Origin of the sequence: Bacillus sp. Bos-x628, from assembly GCF_040500475.1 — a bacterium.
In the GTDB taxonomy this organism is placed as follows: Bacteria; Bacillota; Bacilli; order Bacillales; family Bacillaceae; genus Bacillus; species Bacillus maqinnsis.
On the sequence record NZ_CP159360.1, the window covers coordinates 25,453 to 45,686 of the forward strand.

Genomic DNA, 20,234 nt, shown 5'->3' on the forward strand with positions numbered 1-20,234 from the left:
TATGCCTATTTTTATTTATCAAAAATAGAACAAGTGTTCCCTTTAACGTCGTATTATGATATTATATTAGCGTGTCAGTCAAATAATAAAGGAACATATACATAAAAGAAATTAAACTTTCATAATCCTCTAATTTTAGTGAATAATCAAAAAATGTGTACGGTATAGTTCTTATGTAATATAATAATAATTGTAAGTTTTACCGAAATTTCCTATTATAATTCTTAAAATTCTCAAAGATGTTCCAAAAAGGGGAAATAATATTTTTTTATTTTACATTTCTATTTTCCTAGATATAATCATTAAGTCTGATGATTATGGAAATTTTGGTTTTACTTGTGTCTTAAAAATAAATAGAGAGGACGAGACGTGGTGAAGAAAAAAGCAATCTTATTTTCAAATGGATCATTAATTCAAATGACATTTGAAGAGGTGAGGAAAAGATTTTTACCAATGGTCTATAAGACTATGAAACAAGCTAATTCTAAATTCATATTTAATCAAGTTGAAGAAGAAGATTTTCAGCAAGAATTAGAGCTTGAATTATGGAGAGCTTACGAAGCATATAATTCAGATACGGGGTGCTGTTTTACAACATATCTATATCCGAAGCTAAGAAAAGGAGTAAGAAATGCTACATACTCCCGTTATGCCCAAAAAAATCAAAGTAATGGGGTCTTTTCAATATCATCACCTATTGGTGATGACGATCTCAAGATAGAAGATATGCTCGCTGCCAACGACACATCTTTTGATAACATTACCTCTAAAGAACTTTTTTCAATTATTTTAAAAAATGTTAAAGAAGATGAAATGGACTTACTTAAAATTATTATTGACGTAAAAAATAATCCAGTTAATGCTTATGCCAAAAAACATGGATTAACTCGCCAGGCTGCCAACCAGCGAGTCCTAAAGCTCAAGAAAAGATTACGTGCTATTATCGCCAAAGAATACCTTGAGATCGCCTAACATTAAAAATATTTTTATTCAAAGTCTTACTTTGCTGCCAACAAGGTAAGACTTTTATTTTCCTTAATTATTATAACATAATACAAAGTGGTAATAAATAGAATTTTTCGTTACAGTATTGTTTACTCATGCCTTATGCGCTTCTTTTTATTTCGGTGTGATCTCCCAATTCGCATCTGACGATACATACTTTTTCAAATATTCTATCATTTTTTCTGCTTCTTCATAGCTCTGAAAATCTTCTTCTACTTCCCACACTTTATTATCACCATTTCGCGCGGTAACTACATAAGTCATAAACATTCTCCATTCTTTTCTCGATTCTTGTCTTAAAATTTATTTCAATCCAATGAATCAATAGACTATATTTAAAGCTTATTTATTATTATATATATCACATATGATTAGAACACAAACATTCAAAAAACGTTAAGTTCCCTCGTAAAATTTTAAAACTTCATATTGAAATTACCAAATTTCCATTTTTTTCATTATCCTACAAATAAAACAAATCCTATTCAGAGTCCATTATAAATTAAAATAAATAAAAATAAAAGTGTTTTATTTTTATTAGTAAAGATAAAGAGAAAACAGTTTTTCTTCATTCTCAAACGATTAGATAATGGATTATTTAAGAGTTTATTTAAGAGTTTATTTAAGAAATTATTTACGAATGAATAACTTTCCATTATAATTGAAATGTGTTCCAACCAAAGAAAACTAAGGAGATGCTTTAACTTGACTTTAACCACTGTAATTGATATTGGGAATTTTAGTACAAAATACGCTTATAAGGACAAAAAACAAATTAAAGTAGGTAGTTTTCCTTCCATTCTTCATGACTATAAGGATTTAGAAGACCACGAGGGAATGGAAAGAGTACAGTACAACGAATTAGATTATTATGTTGGGGAAGCCGTTAAGAACTTCTATTTCGGTCGCGAAAAACAGATGTATTTCGGTAATACAAGAAAAGGTCATATGGAAGGCCAAATTCGATTAGTTTATGCTCTCTATACAATCTTTAAAGAAACTGGAAAGAATGAATTCAACTTGATACTAACTTGTCCATATGAAAGTATGATTTCAGATAAAGAATATTTCATCAAAAATTTCAAAGGGGAAAGAGAAGTTATTGTTGAAGGACAACCATTTAAATTCATTGTACATAATATTGTGATGGCAGCAGAAGGATTAGGAGCTTTATATTTCTCAGATTCATTAAATTGTGTCATTGTAGATGCCGGTTCTAAGACATTGAATGTTTTATATTTAGTTAATGGCTCGATAAGTAAGACGGATAGTCATACTATTAACGGTGGAACAATTGATAATTCAATACTGGATTTAGCAAAGACTTTTGCTAAGGTTTGTAGCAATATTAATTATGACTACCCTATTGTTTGTACTGGTGGTAAAGCTAAAGAAATGAAAGAACACCTAGAAGATCTTGGATATTCAGAGGTGAGTTCTGCTGAACTAGGTAAAGAGAGTTCTGCCGAACTAATTAAGGAAGATATGCCTTCTTATTACGTTAATTCAGTCGGTTTACTTCTAAAATATGGTAATAAGTTCGAGGAGATGTTTGCGTGAGACTCGAAGATAGCTTTATGTATCAGATCAATTGGAACAGAAAGAAGTACCCTGAAATTTGTAAAGCTCTTGAGGACGCTAAAAAACGACCGGGAGGAATTGCTTGGTACTTAAGAGAATTGATTCAAAAAGACCTTGAGGAGAAACAAAAAAGGGTTGTTCAGTCGAATCTTGTATATGAGACCGCCCCTCGTATAGTCAATGAGTCTTCTAAACCGAAAACTGAAAAAATTGAATTACCAGATGATTCCGGCGGATTTTTATAAAAATTGAGCTAAAGAAAAAGAGTTATTAATCTGTAGAAAAGTCGATAATAGATCTGATGTATGGTCTATCAAAAAAGTAATTCATAAAGTTTCACTCTTAATCTATTAAAAGGTTCAGCTATTAAGCTGGACCTTTTTTAACTTTTTCATTTACGTTCTCAGTTGTAAGGATATAATTACAAAGTTAAATTTGATAATGGGGGATACTTTATCTATGAATATAACTTTTAATACAGGTGTCATGGGCTCAGGAAAGTCTAAGAAATTAATTGATGATTACTTAATGGATCCAGAAGAGAACGTGGTCCTTTCAGTTTGTTTAATTGAAGATACTTTTTCAATTGGAAAAGTCGAAAGCAGGGATGGACGCAGTCTTAGATCGATCAACTTAAACAAAGACCAAATCAAACAAAATATTTTTTTATTAGAATCCATTATATCTATGACAAACGTTCAAACGATTTATATTGATGAATCACAGTTTCTGTCTAAAGAAACTGTTGAAAAAATTGTGTCATTATCCACGCATTACCATGGGTCTATTCACTTTTATGGTCTTGATCTAACTTTCACAGGAGAGTTGTTTGACTCGTCTAAACATCTTTTAAGCATTCTACCTCCTGAAAATATAAATCGAATTGAACGAAGTTGTGAAGTCTCTATGTGTCCTAAGATAGCTGAATATAATGCTAGAATCGTAGACGGAAAAGTCTCTCGATTCGGAGAAACATTTGTAGAAGAAAAGAATATTTATCTTGCTTTGTGCTCCGACCATTATTACGAATTGAGTTAATAAAAATTTTATTGAATTTTTTAATGAAAAAGTGAGCTTTTTGCTCACTTTTTATTTATTTTATTACATAAAATGTTATAATAAATATAGAAAGATTAATAATCTTTTACCCTGTGGAGGATAAAATGAAAATCAAGATAAAAAAAAATGCTGCTGACATTTATAGAAATGAAAACACTGATCTGTCAGGGGTATATATTGGAGATCCCGTTTGGGAAGATAGACTACAGAAAATTTCTGGGAAAACTTTAGAAGTTGACACAGAAACTTTATTCAAGTATGAATTTAATACTAAACCAATCAAGGGAGTCTCTAAAGAAGGAATTAGAATTCCAGAAGAGTATGTAGAAGAAATTATTGATGATATTAGAAAAGGAAAAGCCTACTGTGAGCTTTGTAATCGAATCTCTGAAAGTGATCAAATCTGTACTAATTGTGGTAAAACTGATTATTTAGAAGTATTCTTCGATGATGAAAATTAAATATAAAAATATCCCACTCTAATCGGAGAAAAAGAGTGGGACTGTGAAATAAATAACTTTAACTCAACTACTGATTTATATTTTACCTAATACATTTCCAATATGTCAACCTTTTCTTCCTTCTTTCGACGATAAAGGAGGATTTTTTCATACTCATTTACGAAAGTTCAACAAAGTATTATAATAATAAAAAATAGCCTAGTTGGCGCTAGACTATTTTTCGATTGGCAGCACCTGAGCAAACCGATCAAAGTTTAACAGGGCTACATGTATGCCTTTTATTAACTTTTGGCTATTTTTAATACAATTATATCAGGTGTTGCTTCGGACTTCAATAAAAAGGAGCAACAAAAATGAGTAAATATTTCACAGCTGATAATCTTGATTCTTTGGTATTTTACCAGGTTCCAAAAATTCTTCTGATCGGAGACAAATACAAAACTATGAATCCGAATGCTATGAAACTCTACATAATTTTAATCGACCGAATCAAGCTCAGTATGATGAACAATTGGAAAGACGAACTCGGAAGGTATTACGTTCGTTTAAGCATTGAAAAAGGTTCAGAGCTTCTCGGATTCTCAGATTCAACTTTCAAAAGAGCAAAGAAAGAATTAGCAAAATACGAACTGTTAGAAGAAAAAAGGGAAGGGATGAACAAGTCCAACATCCTCTATCCTCTGATGTTGGAGTATACCGAAAAAGATATTTATCGGTTAAACAATGAAGTTGATGACCTTTTAATTAAAGCAGAGGAAACAGCCAAAAACATAGATAAAAACTGGATGGGTCAAAAAGAACTTTCCAGTAATGAACGGATAGGTCAAAAAGAACTTTCCGGGAAAGTTCAAATTGAACCATCAAGAGAGGTCAAATTGAACCATCCGGATCGGTCAAAAAGAACCACTAATAATAATAACTCTATTAAAAATAACTTTAATAATAATGAGAATAATCTTGTTAACAAATTGTTAACAAGAGAAGAAACAATACATAATTTAATCTCTGAATATATGAAAAAAGGGTTGACAAAAGAAGTTTGCATTATGGTTTTAAATGAAGTAGAGAAGACTCCAGATGTTAAAAACTTGGGAGCCTATTTTAGAGTATGCCTTGATAATGCTCTTTACAAAAGAAATCTAAAGTATGGAAATATTGATTTTAATGAGAAGAAAACAAATGGCCAAGTACCGTTCTATAATTGGTTAGATAATTAAAATTTAATCTAAAAATATTCCTAAAATCGTTTTACGAATCTAAAAATAAAGGATATAATGTTATAGAAAAATCCAATATATGGGAATGTTTTTAGGAGGATTTTAACTTGACTGCTATTAATAAAGACAAGATTAAAAGATTAGATGATAGAGAGAAGTCTAGAAAGAAAATCGCAATTTGGTATGGCTCGGCAGATAATTATTATCATGGTTTAAAAGAAATCCTTGCTAATGGAACAGATGAGGTTATAAATAATTTTGGTGAAGGAACGGTTACTCTTGAATTATTCGATGATTTTCAAACTGTTCGAATTACAGATACTGGTCGAGGCATACCAATTGATGGTGAAACTGATGGTGTTAAGAATTATGAATTATTGTTTAGAACTCTGTTTGCTTCTACGAAATACGAGACAAGCGAGCAGACAACAACGGGTACCAATGGTGTAGGAGCAACCGTCCTTAACTTTACTTCGTTGTTTTTTCATATCGAGTCTTATTATGATGGATATAAATATAGCTTAAAATTTGAAAATGGCGGAGAACTCACTCAAGACTTAACAAAAGAAAAAATAAACGAAGACAAACACGGAACAGCCATAACTTTTAAATTAGACCCTGACGTTTATCCAATAGTTACTTACGACAAAAATGTTGTCAGAGAAATTGTAAGGAGATTTGCTATCGGTTCGCCTAAAGTTAAGTTGGTATTCATTCATAATGATGAAGAAGAAACTTTTCACTATGAAAGTGCGGAAGATTATTTTGGAGAACTGATTGGAAGCACCGCAACTTCGCCAGTTATTACCGCGCCGGCAGCTTTATATGAAGAAGATGAAGAACGAACTCAAATAAAGCTTACTTTTTCAACAACTACCGATCCAATTCAAGAAGCTTATTTGAATCTAACTTACCTTTCTGATGGGGGTTCATTTAACGACGGTGTTATTATAGGGATAAAAACCTTTTGTAATAAATATGCTAGAGAAAATAAATTATTCCCTAAAGGAATTAATTCATTTACAACAGAAGATATTGAATCGAGTGTTAGCTTTGTTTTAGTGGCTTTATCTAATAAAGTTGAATTTAAAAACCAAACAAAACTTTCAACTGATAAGAAGCTTTATCGAAAATTTGCCCAAAGACATGCTACTCAACTTCTCGAGGCTTTTCAAATAGAAAATGAAAAAGGTTTCAAAAAATTCATTAGTCACTTACTTGAAGTACAGAAACACAATACCCAGTCTAAAAAAGCTAAACAACAGCTTAAAAAGAAACTAAGTGAAAAGGTAGATGGTATTGGAAATAAAGTTGCGAATCTGGTTGATTGTAAGAAGCACGGAAAAGATTCTGAAATCTTTATTGCTGAAGGCCAGTCTGCGTTGGGGTCGATTGTATTGTCTCGTGATGCCGTTTATCAAGCTGCTTATCCACTTCGAGGGAAAATCCTGAACTGTCTTAAAGCAGATTATACAACTATCTTTAAAAACCAAATCATCACTGATCTAATTAAGGTTCTCGGTTGTGGCATTCAAGCTGATAAAAAAAATAAGGATCTTGATACGTTCAATATTAATAATCTCCGTTACGGAAAGATTATTATTGCTACTGACCAGGATTCTGATGGAGCCCAAATAGCATGCTTAATTATTACAATGATATATCGACTAATGCCAAAGCTAATTGAAGAAGGCTATGTTTATATAGCTCAAACACCACTTTATGAAATCAAAATGGACGATGATTCAATGACTTATTTCTATTCAGAAAGCGAAAAGGATCAAAATATTAACACTTTAAAGGGAGAATACACAATTTCTCGTTGTAAAGGTTTGGGGGAACTTGATGCAGTTACTATGGCTGAAACTGCAATGAATAAAGAAACGCGGAACCTTATAAAAGTAGCAGTTGAAGATACAAAAAATATGATTGAATCCTTAGAAACTTGGATGGGCAGTAATGTTGATAACAGAAAAGAATACATTTCAGAAAATCTTTATAAGTATGTTGAAGAAGCAATTTAATAGAGTTATAAAAAGATTGGTAATTTGATTGCCAATCTTTTTATATTCTCATTTACGTTTTAGAAAGAATAGATATAAAAATTACGTATAAAGGATTTTCAATAACCAGGAGGTAATTTTTAACTTGACTACTACAAACAAAAAGTTAGAGAAAATTATTCCATCCTATATGATGGAATATTCCGCTTATATATTACTAGACCGAGCCCTTCCTGATATTCGTGATGGTCTGAAACCTGTTCATCGAAGAATACTCTATTCTATGTACTTACAAAAAGCTTTTAAGTTTACGAAATCTGCAAATGTTGCTGGACAGGTTATGAAGTTACATCCTCATGGTAGTTCTTATGGAAGTATGGTTGGTATGGTTCAAAAAGATCGCCATACAAACCCCATGCTTGAAGGAAAAGGGAACTTTGGTCAATACACTTCAAGGGATTTAATGCCTGCGGCGGATCGCTATTCTGAAGTTAAACTTTCAGATATAGCAATTGATATGATGCAGAACTTTGATAAGGATGTTGTTGATTTTATTGATAACTATGATGGAACAATAAAGATGCCTGAAGTACTTCCTGTTAAGTTTCCTTCAATACTTGCTTACTCAAATTCAGGAATTGGGGTAGGTTTTAGTTCGTCTATTCCATCATTTAACTTGAAAGAACTTAATGAAGCTATTGTTAAGTATATTGAGACAGGAGAGAAAACAATCTTAGTTCCAGACTTTGCAACTGGAGGTTTTATTGTTAAAGAAGATAATGTATTTTACCAATTGAATGAGGAAGGCCGAGGAACAGTTAAGATCCGAGGAAAAGCCAAAATTGCAAAAAATGAGATACACATTACTGAAATTCCTTACTCTACAACTCGAGAAGCAATTATTGAAAAAATTGTAGAATTAAATAAAATTGGTAAATTAAAAGAAGTAACTGATGTCAAAGATCTAAATCGGAGGGAGATAGGATGTTTGAAGACTTTATTATTACTAATCACGTAATACAACGATATGAACAGAGAGTAGGCGAATGCCGTATGAATATTAAAGATAGGATTAAGCGTGATGTAAGAAATTTAAATATAAAGCAGATAGTGAATAACGGTAATGTGAGGCATATCTTTACTAGAAATAGTAAGGAATTCATCTTTGTAAAAGAAAGAAATCGCTGGATACTTACAACTGTCATTAAACGATCTCGTAATAATAACTATGAAGCTATAGAAAAAAGAAAAATGATATCAAAAAGAATGGCCGCATTTGTATAGAGCTAGATTTAAATATCTAGCTATTTTTTGTAATATTCTGTATTTAGTGTGTACGACTCAAATAAGAAGTGATAATATTATTTCGTTAATCGAAATAAATAGAAGGAAACCGGAGGCTCAACTACTATTATGAAGAAATACGTTGAAATTTTTAAGGAGATTAAAAATGAATCAAGCAGAAAAGGAAAAGAAGAATTACTAAGAAAATATGAAAATGTTGAGGGTTTAAAGGAGATTTTTAAGTTTGTTTACGACCCACTTGTAAAAACAGGTTTAGCAAAAAAGAAAATCGAAAAAGAAGTTTCCTTATCTACTTATACTCAACTTGAAACCATCTTTGATGCTATGGATTACACAATTCTTTACAATACTGGATCTGATCAAATAATCCAGTCAATTCAGATCTTTTTAAAACAACTTAAAACAGAAGAAGAACGAGAACTGGCTAAGTCTATATTAACAAAAGATTTGCCGATTGGAATCTCTTCAACTACTTTAAATAGAGTCTACGGTAAAGGGTTTATCAATAAACATAAGGTTATGAAAGGACAAAAGTATAATCCTAAAAAACACCTTACAAAAGGAGAAGAGTTCATTGTCTCTCTTAAAGTTGATGGCTTCAGATCAACGACGAAGAATTTGGAAGAAGGTAGTGAATTCATTACAACTACTGGGGCCAAATATGAAGGATTAGTTGAACTCGAAGAGTTAATGAAAAAACTTCCAACGGGGTTTGTTTATGAGGGAGAGCTCGTAAACGTAAATAGAGACAATCTTTCTTCATCAGATTTATTCCGAGAAACTCAAAGTCGTTTGAAGAAACATGGAATTAAAAAAGACATTAGATTATTGCTTTTCGACATGATTCCAATTGATGATTATGAAAAAGGTATTTTTGATGTTCCTTACAAAACTAGGCGCGCTTTTTTAGAAGAAACAATCAAAAATTCTCTGCCAACAGATTCACTAATATCGGCTATTCCTAAATTTTATGTTGGAAATAAAAAGGATGTTATTGATGACTTGTTTCTTGAAGCAATTGGGCGTGGAGAAGAAGGATTAATGATACATTTATCTGATGGAATATTTGAATTGAAGAAGTCTCCGAACCTTCTAAAAGTAAAACCAGAAGAAGAAGCAGATTTACGTTGTCTTGATGTTGTAGAGGATATACGAGGTGGTAAATGTGGTTCAATTATTGTTGACTATAAAGGACATCGAGTAGCTGTTGCCGGCTTAAAAGAAAAATGGAAAATTGATTTTTGGAAAGATCCATCTTTGGTAATTGGAAAGATTGTTGAGATTAAATACTTTCAAGAAAGCAAAAATGAACATGGAAGTTTATCTTTACGTCATCCTTCATTAAATAGAATTCGTAATGATAAAGATGAAGTGTCTTATTCATAATTTTCAGCGAGTGTAAGAGAAGCTAACAAACTATATAATTTACAAGCAAAAAGGGAAGGATGGAGGCGGTTAAATCGTGGAAAGAACGTTTGACGTTAAGAAACTCGAAGAATTACAACGGGCAATGGTGGCTACATTGCAGTGGCTTGGTATAAGGAAAGATGTCGTGTCGGAAATGCCGTTTTTATGGATGACGAAAAAACAGTGTCACTGACGATTGAGCACGCCGAAATTGCGATTAAAACATACGAAAAGGAGATGGAGCGTAATGACGAAATATAAGACGGAGAAACGTAAGGCGCGTGTAGGCGAGCGCATTTTAATTACGGATGCTGAATACGCGATGGAATCATATAAAAACGGTGATGTATTTATCGTAAATAGCGTCGACATTAACGGTGTAAAGGTAGATACAGAGCCGATAATTTGGCACCACGAATACGAAGTCATTGTTGGAGAACACACGCCAGCACCGAGCCTATACGAAATGAGCTATGACGAATTAATTGCGTTGGGTAAAGACGTAATGAAGACGCTAAGAACACTTTCATATAAGAATGGATACGATCAAGGACGTTTTGATGCGGAGATTGAGGCGTTACATGGTACGTATGAAAAATCCGATCAACAGAAACGGGATGAAATCGTTGCAAAGGCGAAGGAAGACGTCGAAACGCTGAAAATGCGTAATCGATTATCTAAAGCGTTTAATATCGGAATCAGAGTGAATGCGGAAAACGGATCGGTTGAAGCCACAGCGAAAATACCGAATAGTCGCAAAGCGTCTTACGGAATCGCCAAATGTTCACCTAACGATTGCTTCAACGCACACATCGGCAAGGCTATTGCGCTAAGACGTGCGTTAGGTCTAGAAGTACCAGCGGCGTATCTAAACGTGCCACAACCGACGGAAGGAGGTGGTATAGATGGGGAAAGCCGGCCGTAAACGATGGGATGGGAACGTCAAATCAATGGAAATACTTGCGAAGCCTATCGATGATATAACGACTGAAGAAGTAGACTTTTTGCGTAATAATTATACATCGTCCGGCGGCTTAATACCGAACGCATATAGCAGAGGCGCCATCTTTACGCCACCCAACGTTTCTAAGTTCATGTGGGACGTATTAGCGTCGAAGCTGCCTAAAAATCCGAGAGTTCTTGAACCATCCGCAGGTGCCGGTGTGTTTTTAGAACACGCACCTAAAAGCGCGTCTATTACCGCCTTAGAACTCGATAAAACTAGTGCAAAAGTAATCTCCATCCTATATCCGGCGGCGGAAGTAATCGAAGGCGATGCACTGATTCATGATCGCCGTGCCTATTACGATTTAGTTATCGGAAACCCACCTTATGGCGTTTCAGTCGAATTTGAAGCGCCTAAAGACGAAGTGTGGTCGTCCGTATCTAAAACTAAGAATAAATATCGTGGGAAGTCGGAGGTTGCGTTTATAGAACTCGCAATCAAATCGGTAAAGCCTGGAGGTTATATTGCGTTTATTCTTCCTTTAGGTATCTCGTACACTACTTACGCAAAAAAACTTCGGAAACTTATGCACGAAACCTGCTGGCAGATTGCTACGATCATGCTTCCGTCAGAAACTTTTCAACACGTAGGTACGAAAGTCGCGACACAAATTATAATAATTCGGAAGGCGCCACCTGGGACTAAGTTGATATCGCCAGTCACGACGAAATGGGGTTCGAATTTTAGAAAAGGCGGTTTCAAAGATATATCGGACTTTGACGCTAAATTTCTAGAAGGGCAAACACCTGCATATTTCTCATCTGTTAAAGACATCGGTTGGAATCATAAAGGAGAAGTGACGGATTCAAATCAGCTAGACGAACTACTGGATGACTTCACCGACGGTAATTTGATGCGAGAAAACTTATACCCGCATATACCGAGTTGGTACGGCATTGAAAAAAGTAATGATGCGTTTTTCTTTTCGCATGGCAACGATACATGTGACGGGTTAATGGACGCCAAGAGAACGTTTTCAGACGGACCATTACGCTGGAACGAATTAACGTTAGGTGCAGGGGAAGAAGTGTTGTGGAACGGCGAGCCTGTGTCAACGTTCGACTTTGACTGGCAGGAGTGCATTGTAGACCGATACTATGCAACGAAAAAGGAGGCGGTTTGATGGGTGGGCAACCTGATCAGGAAATGGGCGGAGTATAAAACAGACTAGCGGTTTAGGAGGAATGAACGTGAAAATAGGCAGCGAGTATTCATGTGAAAGCAAGCCCTGCGTTATATGCAATAGAAAAACTGCTAAATATAAAATCTATGAACAATCAAACATGCAATTAAGAATACCTCTTTGCGACACAGATGAAAGAACATGCTTTGACAAAGTGGACGTTAAAGATACAACTTCATTTTTCTTAAAAGTTATCAAAAAGGATATTTAGGAGGGCGCGAAATGAACATTGAAAAAATGTTTGAAGTGCAAAAAGTGCTTGATGAACGAATCATCCGAGAAAAAGAGCTGGAAGGTCAAGACCTTCTGCCTAACACATATGTTGCTCTAATTACTGAACTAGGCGAATTTGCGAATGAAGGACGCTGGTTCAAGCATTGGAGTAATAAGAAAGAACCCAAAAGAAAAGTATTCACCACTGCAGGCGCAACACCAGAAAATGCTACTCACTTTAGATGCGAAAGTGATGATTGCGGTGAATTTCCGACAAGAGAAGACTTTGAAAATTTGTTTGAACCTGATTATGACGAGTGCCCTATTTGCAAAGCTGGAAGCGTGACTGCATACCGTGAAGTTGATCCGTTGCTTGAAGAATATGTGGACTGCATTCACTTCTTCTTATCAATTGCGATTAAAAAGGGCTGGCAAAAAGATATGCACATTCTGCACATTCCAGAAGAATCATTATTTAATTTCACAAAGGAAAATTTTGAAGGCGATCTTTCAAGAGTGTACTTAGAAATGCAATGGCACTTATTAAATTCGAGATTGTTCAAAAAGGAAGACGTGAAAAATTTGCACTTCCAATCAGCTTGGGGGTTGTTCTTGGCAATTGGAATCGTTGGCTTCGGCTTCACACCTGAACAAATAGAAAAAGCATACATGGACAAGAACGCCATAAATCACGGGCGACAGCAGGTGGGATACTGATGCGAGAGATTAAATTCCGTGTTTGGGATGAGAATGCTCAAGAAATGGTCTATGAAGTAGGTCTGACACCAGAGGGAATTCCTTATTCTATACCAGATCATGCCGAGGCTAGTGATCAATTTGATTATTATCCCAGCTGTCACAAAATGCAGTTTACCGGATTGAGAGATAAGAATGGCGTTGAGATTTATGAGGGAGATATTTGGGCTTCGAGGGATAACAAGATAAAGGTTGAATTTGATCAAAAGCGAGCAGGCTTCTTTCCATTTGCTGATAGCGATGGATGCGGCCGTTGCAATGATGAAACGTACATGCCTAATGATGGTGAAGTCATCGGAAACATCTATCAAAATCCTGAACTGTATCTATTGAAGGGCCCCACAATGAAGCTCAATATTGAATTTGAGATTCCCGAGGGTAAATTTGCGTTTAAATGCGCAAAGGAGTTGAAATAGATGTTGGAAGATTATTAATTAAGATAAGTTTCACTAAAGATTTAACTTATAAAATCTAATAGGATGATTAAGATGGAATTAAAATTTATCAAAAGAGATGGAGTATATGTAAGTGGTTTTGTAAATAATGGTGAGTATCATTTTGATGCAAAATTGTTTGATAAAGGTTCTCTATATGGAATAAACAAAGGAAGAGTTAGCTTATTAACAGTATCAATAGGTGATAAATGGACAGGTTTAGAAAACTGCATTTTAAATTATGATAGAGGATGGGATGTAAAGCCCCAAAAAGATGAACACATCAAAGTATTTACTGAAATTGTGAATTTTCTTGAAAATTCACCAACTAATGAATTATTTTAATTAATCTGAACAACGGAGGATGTAAAATGAACCCAAGACAAGCATTTAGAACATTTATCAAATACCAACTAGAAAACGGTGAGGGGTTATCTGAGTTAAGATTAAACAAAGAAGACATCGAGAAGTTCCTATACGGTGTTGAAGATGACATGCTTTTCTATTCTAAATTAGATGAATTGCTAAAGGAGTACATTGAAGATTATGGTGAGAATTACGGAATCGAATTGAGTTAACAAAACAATTAAACAAGTCCAAGGCGGGGATCTGGGGGCACTGATCAACATCTTTTAAGGGTGATAGTTGGTGTCCATTTTTTATTTGTCGGAAAGGAGAAGACGTGAAACAGGATAAGTCGAAGAACTCCTACAGGAGCTCACAGAAAGAGACCCGTAAATTTATGGGGCGAAGCAGGCATGGACTAGTCCTCTATGTAATCCAATTGTAATATTGCTTTGATTTACGAATTTATATTCATAGATATAAATATAAAAGGTTCTGAAAGAAAAAGAATGAACCAAATTAATACAGGAGGGCAAGAACCTATGAAAAAACTAATTGCCGTATCGACACTAATAGTATCAATGCTAATTGCTTCTTCCTCTTTTGCTCGAGCTCAAGTAGTAAAGCCTGGCGACACAATGTCAAAAATTGCAAGTCAAAATAATATGTCTCTTCAAGATTTAGCAGAAGCTAACCCGCAAATCAAAAATCTTTCTTTGATTTTTCCGGGACAAGAAATAAATACAAAAGTTGGAATTGAAAAACATCAACCAATGGTTTATGAGGGATATAAACATTTTATTTCAACAGCGTATTCTATGGGTTCTGTTACGGCGACAGGCACGAAAGTTCAAGAAGGCCGTACTATTGCAGTTGATCCAAGAGTTATTCCATTAGGATCAAAAGTTGAAATTAAATTTCCTGAAGGATACGAGTATCTTAATGGTGTATACAAGGCTGAAGACACTGGATCAGCTATTAAAGGAAATAAAATTGACGTCTATTTAAATACTAATGACAAATGTATTGAATTTGGTGTTAGAGATATTCAAATTAAGATTTTAAAGTGAAGGTAATATTAATGCTGCCATCTCAATTCCACTCCTAGCTTGGGGTCAGTATAGAAGAGATTATAACGGTAGCCAAAAGCATTGATGGTCCGATTAATTCGGATCATTTTTTTATTATATGAATCTCCATAATTCCGAGTTTCTTCTATTATATATGTATTACAAATTCATACTCATATACACATCATCAAGATCTTCTTGAGTAATCCCTAAATATTTCTTTGTAATAGCAATACTTGAGTGATTCAAAGCCTCCATTATTAAAGCTAATGAGTAACCCTTTTTATACGCCCAATACCCCCATGTTTTTCTCATACTATGAGTTGATACTGGTTCTTTAATTCCAATGTAATCTGCAGCTGAAGATAATATATGTGCAGCTTGTTGGCGGGAGATGGGTTTATTACCTTTTCTGCTGAAAAACAAATAGGATTCCTGGTCAAGCTGATATTCTTTCATATATTCTCTAATTGCTTTTTGGAGGTTCTCAGTAATCGGAAATCTTTTATATTTTCCTGTCTTTTCTTCATGAAGATAAATGAATTCTTTCGGCTTTCTTCCATCCCAAATATCTCCAACCTTCAATTTAAGAATATCACTAATTCTGAGGGCAGAACTTATTCCAACCATGAACATTAAGTAATCTCTTTTGCTCTTTTCTCTCAAATACATTTTTAGTAATTCCAGTTGTTTTTTGTCTCTAATGGGGCTCACCATATTCAAAATGATCACCTTTTAATTAATATGACATATTATAATATAATTATATGTTATGTAAGATTCAAAAACAATGAAAAGTAAGCACTTCTTATAAACATTAATATGAAGGGATTTAATACTTTACATAATGTCATTGTGTAAGATTCGCAGACTTATAAATTTTCCCTTCCACTAATTTACATATGGAAAATCACGGATATAATCGTTATATAATTCCGAATATTAAATTAATTCAAAATAAATATAACAAATTTACGGAGGAACAAATAAATGAGTTTTACATCACAAAGAAACTTTAAAGGGAGATTAGATGGAACGACAGTTCATGAAATTAACAAAAAAATTGATTTTGAAAAAACAACATTAGAGGAACGGAAAAAAGTTGTGGAAGAGATCCTAAATGAGACTAATTTCTATTCCGAATATTTTGATAGTTATTTTAAAACAGGAATTACAAATCGAGACTTTTTATCCCACCAAAACAATGTTTGTAAATCATTAGATCGTATGGCCACATATTTATTAACAAGTGAAGAAATCAAGAAAGAAGAAAAACGAGGGAAAACAGAGTACATTTTTTATTCAGACGAACGGTACTTTCAAAAGAAGGTTGAGAAAGAACCATCCATAGAATCATTGACTAACTCAAATAATGATGATTTTGCCGAAAACGTTATTCACTTTTTAAAAAAAGAGGAAGGAAACAAAATTCTACTTAAACCTCAATCTATTACACCTGAAGATCTCGAAAGAAATGATTGGTTGGGAGAAATTCTAAGAAGCTATGGGTCATTTCACGATTTCATAACACAAAAATTAAAGAATAAAGAAGGAAATCGGTTCATTTTATCTCGTATTAAAGGTCAACTACAGAATGATATGATTTATTCAAAAGATATACTGTTAGGTGTGTTCGGTTATAATCTTAAATATTTCTCTCAGAGTACAAACTATGATATTGATGTGTTTGACTTTACAAATCCTCTCCATTTAAAAGGGGATGTAATTGAAACGGAATCAGGAAAAACCATTTCAGCCAAAGGATTATTATTTTTAAAACCAGATTTCGATCCAAATGATGATTTTAGTTTTATCTTATTAGATTTAAAATCGACAATAGAAAAAGCTAACCTCACTGACTTCGAAAAAGAAGTCTTAAGACAAACCCAAAATGGATTAACTCAAGAAGAAATATCTGGAAATCTTAACACATATCAAATAAAAATATCTCGAACCATTGATCGTATTGTTAAGAAAGTTGCGGCAGTAGGAGATAAGTATGACGCAGAAGAAGCAGAGATCTAAGAATCTCTGTATTTTTCGTTTGAATAATATTTAAAACAGGAGAATGAACTTATGTTTAAGTATGGACTTGAAGCAGAATGTCATGATGCTGTTATAAAAGGAACAGATGGCAAAGGGCACATTGATTTTTATTTAGCTAAGTACGTTGCATTTAAACTCACGGAAAGAGATCCATTTATTAAGCCGATTGAAATACTTAATTTTATTTGGAAGAATTATTATCCAAAAGAGATTACTCGTTTCCTCAATAATGCAACAAAACACTATGGAAATAGAACCGAAGTAGAAAGGAATTATATCAAGTATTTCTTTCAAAGAATAGGCCGCCCTATTTTTCAAGAGATTGTCGTTAGAAACCTCGTTAACAGTTGCCTAATGTTCTGGTTTGATATTCCCTCATCAAAAGAAGACCGTAATTCAAAAATTGATGGTACGGTTCTTCATTTAAAAGACTTCAACATTTCTATTCCAATTCAAATTAAAAACCATAAGCATATTGATTTTAAAGATCAGAAAGAAAAGGAAGAACAAATAAAATTCTACGGTAGACCGGCTGAATATCTCGAGGTACATTTCTTTAATGATGATATGGTTAATGGAGAATTATATTGGATCGAAGGAGACATAAGAATTCTGTTTACAAACAGAGGTCTCGATAAAACATCAATAGAACTTTTTGAAACCAAAATATTAAAAGAAATGGCCCGAAAAGCTGGAGCTCAATTTACGTTTTTATAGACATAGATATAATAACAAAAATCCCTTTGAGGTGATGATTGTGATTACACCAAGTTATGAAGCTTTAACTAGGATGGTTAAGAGTTTTCGTGAGAAACTAGTACCTCAAACTAAAAATGATAAGACATGGCTCTTATATGAATCAGTAAATGAGTTAAGCGAAGAAGATCTTAAAGACCTTGATTTGACAATTATTGATCTAGCTGAAATAGTCAGCAATGAAATAGATCAAAACCCCTTTACATTAAAGAATGAACATTTAAGACATTAAGGAGAATGATCATGGAAGAAGAAAAAGGTTTAGACTATGCCAAATCTCAAGTTGAAAAGTTTCACAGAGCATTCCATCACTTAATTTCAGAAAAACCAACACCTATTCCTGAAGATATTGCTTTGGCTCGAACAATCTGGACAGCCGAAGAATTAGTTGAATTCTTATACGCAACAGTCCAGGGAAACAAAATAAAATTTTATGGTTTGATAACAGAGTTGATTAGAGGAATTATTGCTGCTGAATCTAAAGTAATTAAGAAAGGGCCCGTTAAAGATATTCTTGTTGATCAAATGGATGCATTAACTGATGTGAATTATTTTGTTCAAGGATCGTTTGTTGTGGCCGGAGTTAAACCACAACCACTCTTTGATATTGTGCAAGATGCAAACATGGCCAAGTTATTTCCTGATGGTAAACCAAGATATGATTTAGATAATAAGGGAAAGATAATTAAACCAGAAGGTTGGCAACCTCCAGAAACAAAAATAAAAGCAGAAATTGAAAATCAAATTAAAAAATCAGAGGGAAACTAGCCTTTCTATTCTTTTGATAAAGCTTCGAACAAAACTAATTCAGATATAGAATTCAAATTTTATATTAATTAAAAGACCTCATAGATCTCTTTTAATTTGGTCAATCACTAGTTTACTACAATCCGCGGTTATATAACTCTTAGATGGTTAGGTTATGAGTATTATTTTGAATTAGTTGATTTTAGAAAGTTAAAGTTACAGAGGAACTCGAAAGAGTTCTCTTTTTTTGATTTACGTTTCTAAAACTTAAGATATAAAAAACATGTATAAAAATCCATTACAAATCGGGGGAAAAATTTTATGTTAAATGAAATCGAAAAAACCTACGCTTATCTTCAATTTCGCCTAGCTGGTATGAACAAAGATGAATCTATACAAGCAATTGATGATTTAGAATTTCTTATTCTTATGGATCAGTTTAAATCACTCTTTACTAAAGAAGTAGTTCAAGAATCTAAAAAATCAACTTTCGAAAATGTATTGAAATCTATTTTCTCATAATTAAGTTATTATGAGAACTTAAAAAATAAAATTACTCAATTACTCAACTATTATCAAATCGGAGGAAAATAAAGCATGGAAAATAAAGAATTAAGACAACTACAAAATAATGTTCAAATAATCGGCACTCTTAAATCCAAAGATTTAGAAGTAAAAACAAGCAAAAAAGGAAATAAATATATATCTGGTAACCTGGTTGTTCTTTCAAAATTTGATAACCGTATTCAAGAAATAAAAATTTCAGTGTTTATGATGGAATCATCAAAGCTCTTTAAAGGCATCGAAACTGTAAAAAATGTATACAAAACTATTGAAGATGACGGGGCAGAGGTAGCTGACCGAATTGAAGTTAATGGAGAACTTACATTAAACGAATATTATAATGCTCAAGGGAACCTTGTTCAGTTTAACCAAGTTAAAGGAATCTTCTTTAACCGATTAGATGAAACAAATGATCAATCAGATAAAGCAATCGCGACAATTGATACAGTTGTTCAAGGATTTGAACCGGTTATTAAAAATGACCTTCCAACTGGAGAATACAAAGTTAAAGGTTTCACTGTTGGTTGGGGAAATGAAGTTATTGAACTAAAAAATACGATTGTTGGGCCAGAACTTGCTGAAGCATTTATGGATTTATACCCTGCAGGTTCTACTGGTCAATTAAACTTCAAAATTAATAACTATGCTGTTGTGGACGAAGTTAAAGAATCAGAAAACCAAGTTTCACATGGCTTTGGATCCACTGAAAAAGCAGAAGTTCGTCAGGTAACGAACTATGTAAACAATATTGAAATAATCGGTGGAGAAATTCCTTACTTTGGTGATAAAGCTTATACAGAAGAAGAAATTGAAACAGCCCTTCAAATCCGAAAACTCAAGCTTCAGGAGCTTTCTCAACCAGCTGAAGATACCCCACCAAGTGGTTTTGGTACAAACGGAAATGATCTTCCTCCTGGATCTCTACCAACTGGAATGGAACCACCACAAGATGATAACCCATTTAGTGATGCTCCAAATACAGACGATATGCCAGATTTTTAATGTTTTAACCCGGCCAATGAGAAGAAATTCTCGTTGGCTTATCTATGAACAAATATGAGATGAGGTTGATAAAA

General features: G+C 33.5%; 26 protein-coding genes. 24 read left to right on the plus strand and 2 right to left on the minus strand.

All coding sequences use genetic code 11. The features are described 5' to 3' along the window. Nucleotides 1-372 precede the first annotated feature (372 nt). A complete protein-coding gene (locus ABVJ71_RS17345) occupies nucleotides 373-972 on the plus strand; it encodes a sigma-70 family RNA polymerase sigma factor (protein WP_353856841.1) in 600 nt (199 codons plus the stop codon). Between the two features lie 147 nt (nucleotides 973-1,119). Here the strand turns inward: ABVJ71_RS17345 and ABVJ71_RS17350 are convergent, their stop codons facing one another. After that, nucleotides 1,120-1,269, minus strand: a complete 150-nt coding sequence (locus ABVJ71_RS17350; protein WP_353856842.1) for a hypothetical protein — start codon at nucleotides 1,267-1,269, stop codon at nucleotides 1,120-1,122. A 441-nt stretch (nucleotides 1,270-1,710) separates the two neighbouring features. Here ABVJ71_RS17350 and ABVJ71_RS17355 point away from each other — a divergent pair, with 441 nt between their 5' ends. The 17 genes from ABVJ71_RS17355 (at nucleotide 1,711) to ABVJ71_RS17435 (ending at nucleotide 15,045) form a co-directional block, all read left to right on the plus strand. Continuing rightward, entirely contained in the window at nucleotides 1,711-2,565 is an 855-nt protein-coding gene (locus ABVJ71_RS17355; protein ID WP_353856843.1) for a hypothetical protein, read from the plus strand. Then, complete coding sequence (locus tag ABVJ71_RS17360; protein ID WP_353856844.1) at nucleotides 2,562-2,831, plus strand: hypothetical protein; 270 nt, start codon at nucleotides 2,562-2,564, stop codon at nucleotides 2,829-2,831. Before ABVJ71_RS17355 ends, ABVJ71_RS17360 begins: the two co-directional genes overlap by 4 nt. A gap of 214 nt (nucleotides 2,832-3,045) precedes the next feature. Further along, entirely contained in the window at nucleotides 3,046-3,624 is a 579-nt protein-coding gene (locus tag ABVJ71_RS17365; protein WP_353856845.1) for a thymidine kinase, read from the plus strand. A 125-nt stretch (nucleotides 3,625-3,749) separates the two neighbouring features. Continuing rightward, complete coding sequence (locus ABVJ71_RS17370) at nucleotides 3,750-4,106, plus strand: hypothetical protein (RefSeq protein ID WP_353856846.1); 357 nt, start codon at nucleotides 3,750-3,752, stop codon at nucleotides 4,104-4,106. Nucleotides 4,107-4,459: 353 nt separating this feature from the next. Continuing rightward, a complete protein-coding gene (locus ABVJ71_RS17375; RefSeq protein ID WP_353856847.1) occupies nucleotides 4,460-5,323 on the plus strand; it encodes a replication initiator protein A in 864 nt (287 codons plus the stop codon). A 107-nt stretch (nucleotides 5,324-5,430) separates the two neighbouring features. Continuing rightward, nucleotides 5,431-7,347: a toprim domain-containing protein gene (locus ABVJ71_RS17380; RefSeq protein WP_353856848.1), complete on the plus strand. Its 1,917-nt coding sequence runs from the start codon at nucleotides 5,431-5,433 to the stop codon at nucleotides 7,345-7,347. A gap of 124 nt (nucleotides 7,348-7,471) precedes the next feature. Beyond that, the gene (locus ABVJ71_RS17385) at nucleotides 7,472-8,344 is read left to right on the plus strand and encodes a DNA gyrase subunit A (protein WP_353856849.1); all 873 of its coding nucleotides are present in this window, start codon (nucleotides 7,472-7,474) and stop codon (nucleotides 8,342-8,344) included. Between the two features lie 35 nt (nucleotides 8,345-8,379). Then, nucleotides 8,380-8,610 (plus strand): hypothetical protein, encoded by a 231-nt coding sequence (locus tag ABVJ71_RS17390; RefSeq protein ID WP_353856850.1) that lies wholly within the window; start codon nucleotides 8,380-8,382, stop codon nucleotides 8,608-8,610. Nucleotides 8,611-8,739: 129 nt separating this feature from the next. Continuing rightward, the gene (locus tag ABVJ71_RS17395; RefSeq protein ID WP_353856851.1) at nucleotides 8,740-10,017 is read left to right on the plus strand and encodes a hypothetical protein; all 1,278 of its coding nucleotides are present in this window, start codon (nucleotides 8,740-8,742) and stop codon (nucleotides 10,015-10,017) included. A gap of 141 nt (nucleotides 10,018-10,158) precedes the next feature. Next, entirely contained in the window at nucleotides 10,159-10,299 is a 141-nt protein-coding gene (locus tag ABVJ71_RS17400; protein WP_353856852.1) for a hypothetical protein, read from the plus strand. Then, on the plus strand, nucleotides 10,286-10,963 hold the full coding sequence (locus ABVJ71_RS17405; RefSeq protein WP_353856853.1) for a hypothetical protein: 678 nt from the start codon (nucleotides 10,286-10,288) through the stop codon (nucleotides 10,961-10,963). The genes ABVJ71_RS17400 and ABVJ71_RS17405 overlap by 14 nt, the downstream gene beginning before the upstream one ends. Then, nucleotides 10,944-12,167 (plus strand): N-6 DNA methylase, encoded by a 1,224-nt coding sequence (locus tag ABVJ71_RS17410; protein ID WP_353856854.1) that lies wholly within the window; start codon nucleotides 10,944-10,946, stop codon nucleotides 12,165-12,167. The genes ABVJ71_RS17405 and ABVJ71_RS17410 overlap by 20 nt, the downstream gene beginning before the upstream one ends. A gap of 282 nt (nucleotides 12,168-12,449) precedes the next feature. Continuing rightward, nucleotides 12,450-13,157: a dUTP diphosphatase gene (locus tag ABVJ71_RS17415; protein ID WP_353856855.1), complete on the plus strand. Its 708-nt coding sequence runs from the start codon at nucleotides 12,450-12,452 to the stop codon at nucleotides 13,155-13,157. Further along, the gene (locus tag ABVJ71_RS17420) at nucleotides 13,157-13,612 is read left to right on the plus strand and encodes a YopX family protein (RefSeq protein WP_353856856.1); all 456 of its coding nucleotides are present in this window, start codon (nucleotides 13,157-13,159) and stop codon (nucleotides 13,610-13,612) included. The genes ABVJ71_RS17415 and ABVJ71_RS17420 overlap by 1 nt, the downstream gene beginning before the upstream one ends. Before the next feature lie 72 nt (nucleotides 13,613-13,684). Continuing rightward, nucleotides 13,685-13,975 (plus strand): hypothetical protein, encoded by a 291-nt coding sequence (locus tag ABVJ71_RS17425; RefSeq protein WP_353856857.1) that lies wholly within the window; start codon nucleotides 13,685-13,687, stop codon nucleotides 13,973-13,975. A 26-nt stretch (nucleotides 13,976-14,001) separates the two neighbouring features. After that, complete coding sequence (locus ABVJ71_RS17430) at nucleotides 14,002-14,208, plus strand: hypothetical protein (protein ID WP_353856858.1); 207 nt, start codon at nucleotides 14,002-14,004, stop codon at nucleotides 14,206-14,208. Between the two features lie 309 nt (nucleotides 14,209-14,517). Next, on the plus strand, nucleotides 14,518-15,045 hold the full coding sequence (locus tag ABVJ71_RS17435; protein ID WP_353856859.1) for a 3D domain-containing protein: 528 nt from the start codon (nucleotides 14,518-14,520) through the stop codon (nucleotides 15,043-15,045). A gap of 159 nt (nucleotides 15,046-15,204) precedes the next feature. Here ABVJ71_RS17435 and ABVJ71_RS17440 read toward each other — a convergent pair whose 3' ends face one another. Next, entirely contained in the window at nucleotides 15,205-15,768 is a 564-nt protein-coding gene (locus ABVJ71_RS17440; protein WP_013603294.1) for a site-specific integrase, read from the minus strand. Between the two features lie 267 nt (nucleotides 15,769-16,035). On the opposite strand from ABVJ71_RS17440, the gene ABVJ71_RS17445 reads away from it, so the two are divergent. From ABVJ71_RS17445 to ABVJ71_RS17470, 6 genes are all read left to right on the plus strand, one after another. Next, on the plus strand, nucleotides 16,036-17,070 hold the full coding sequence (locus tag ABVJ71_RS17445) for a hypothetical protein (protein WP_353856860.1): 1,035 nt from the start codon (nucleotides 16,036-16,038) through the stop codon (nucleotides 17,068-17,070). A 51-nt stretch (nucleotides 17,071-17,121) separates the two neighbouring features. Next, on the plus strand, nucleotides 17,122-17,808 hold the full coding sequence (locus tag ABVJ71_RS17450) for a hypothetical protein (protein WP_353856861.1): 687 nt from the start codon (nucleotides 17,122-17,124) through the stop codon (nucleotides 17,806-17,808). Between the two features lie 34 nt (nucleotides 17,809-17,842). Further along, nucleotides 17,843-18,079, plus strand: coding sequence for a hypothetical protein (locus ABVJ71_RS17455; protein WP_353856865.1), 237 nt, complete (start codon nucleotides 17,843-17,845; stop codon nucleotides 18,077-18,079). An 11-nt stretch (nucleotides 18,080-18,090) separates the two neighbouring features. Then, nucleotides 18,091-18,615: an HAD family hydrolase gene (locus ABVJ71_RS17460; protein ID WP_353856862.1), complete on the plus strand. Its 525-nt coding sequence runs from the start codon at nucleotides 18,091-18,093 to the stop codon at nucleotides 18,613-18,615. A gap of 300 nt (nucleotides 18,616-18,915) precedes the next feature. Beyond that, nucleotides 18,916-19,116, plus strand: coding sequence for a hypothetical protein (locus ABVJ71_RS17465; RefSeq protein ID WP_353856863.1), 201 nt, complete (start codon nucleotides 18,916-18,918; stop codon nucleotides 19,114-19,116). Nucleotides 19,117-19,191: 75 nt separating this feature from the next. Then, complete coding sequence (locus ABVJ71_RS17470) at nucleotides 19,192-20,160, plus strand: hypothetical protein (RefSeq protein WP_353856864.1); 969 nt, start codon at nucleotides 19,192-19,194, stop codon at nucleotides 20,158-20,160. Nucleotides 20,161-20,234: the final 74 nt, after the last annotated feature.

Bases quoted from the DNA above. Each gene is read 5' to 3' on its own strand.
- ABVJ71_RS17350 (WP_353856842.1), bottom strand. From the start codon at position 1,269: ATGACTTATGTAGTTACCGCGCGAAATGGTGATAATAAAGTGTGGGAA.
- ABVJ71_RS17365 (WP_353856845.1), top strand. From the start codon at position 3,046: ATGAATATAACTTTTAATACAGGTGTCATGGGCTCAGGAAAGTCTAAG.
- ABVJ71_RS17370 (WP_353856846.1), top strand. From the start codon at position 3,750: ATGAAAATCAAGATAAAAAAAAATGCTGCTGACATTTATAGAAATGAA.
- ABVJ71_RS17375 (WP_353856847.1), top strand. From the start codon at position 4,460: ATGAGTAAATATTTCACAGCTGATAATCTTGATTCTTTGGTATTTTAC.
- ABVJ71_RS17390 (WP_353856850.1), top strand. From the start codon at position 8,380: ATGAATATTAAAGATAGGATTAAGCGTGATGTAAGAAATTTAAATATA.
- ABVJ71_RS17395 (WP_353856851.1), top strand. From the start codon at position 8,740: ATGAAGAAATACGTTGAAATTTTTAAGGAGATTAAAAATGAATCAAGC.
- ABVJ71_RS17405 (WP_353856853.1), top strand. From the start codon at position 10,286: ATGACGAAATATAAGACGGAGAAACGTAAGGCGCGTGTAGGCGAGCGC.
- ABVJ71_RS17410 (WP_353856854.1), top strand. From the start codon at position 10,944: ATGGGGAAAGCCGGCCGTAAACGATGGGATGGGAACGTCAAATCAATG.
- ABVJ71_RS17415 (WP_353856855.1), top strand. From the start codon at position 12,450: ATGAACATTGAAAAAATGTTTGAAGTGCAAAAAGTGCTTGATGAACGA.
- ABVJ71_RS17420 (WP_353856856.1), top strand. From the start codon at position 13,157: ATGCGAGAGATTAAATTCCGTGTTTGGGATGAGAATGCTCAAGAAATG.
- ABVJ71_RS17425 (WP_353856857.1), top strand. From the start codon at position 13,685: ATGGAATTAAAATTTATCAAAAGAGATGGAGTATATGTAAGTGGTTTT.
- ABVJ71_RS17430 (WP_353856858.1), top strand. From the start codon at position 14,002: ATGAACCCAAGACAAGCATTTAGAACATTTATCAAATACCAACTAGAA.
- ABVJ71_RS17435 (WP_353856859.1), top strand. From the start codon at position 14,518: ATGAAAAAACTAATTGCCGTATCGACACTAATAGTATCAATGCTAATT.
- ABVJ71_RS17445 (WP_353856860.1), top strand. From the start codon at position 16,036: ATGAGTTTTACATCACAAAGAAACTTTAAAGGGAGATTAGATGGAACG.
- ABVJ71_RS17450 (WP_353856861.1), top strand. From the start codon at position 17,122: ATGTTTAAGTATGGACTTGAAGCAGAATGTCATGATGCTGTTATAAAA.
- ABVJ71_RS17455 (WP_353856865.1), top strand. From the start codon at position 17,843: ATGATTGTGATTACACCAAGTTATGAAGCTTTAACTAGGATGGTTAAG.
- ABVJ71_RS17460 (WP_353856862.1), top strand. From the start codon at position 18,091: ATGGAAGAAGAAAAAGGTTTAGACTATGCCAAATCTCAAGTTGAAAAG.
- ABVJ71_RS17465 (WP_353856863.1), top strand. From the start codon at position 18,916: ATGTTAAATGAAATCGAAAAAACCTACGCTTATCTTCAATTTCGCCTA.
- ABVJ71_RS17470 (WP_353856864.1), top strand. From the start codon at position 19,192: ATGGAAAATAAAGAATTAAGACAACTACAAAATAATGTTCAAATAATC.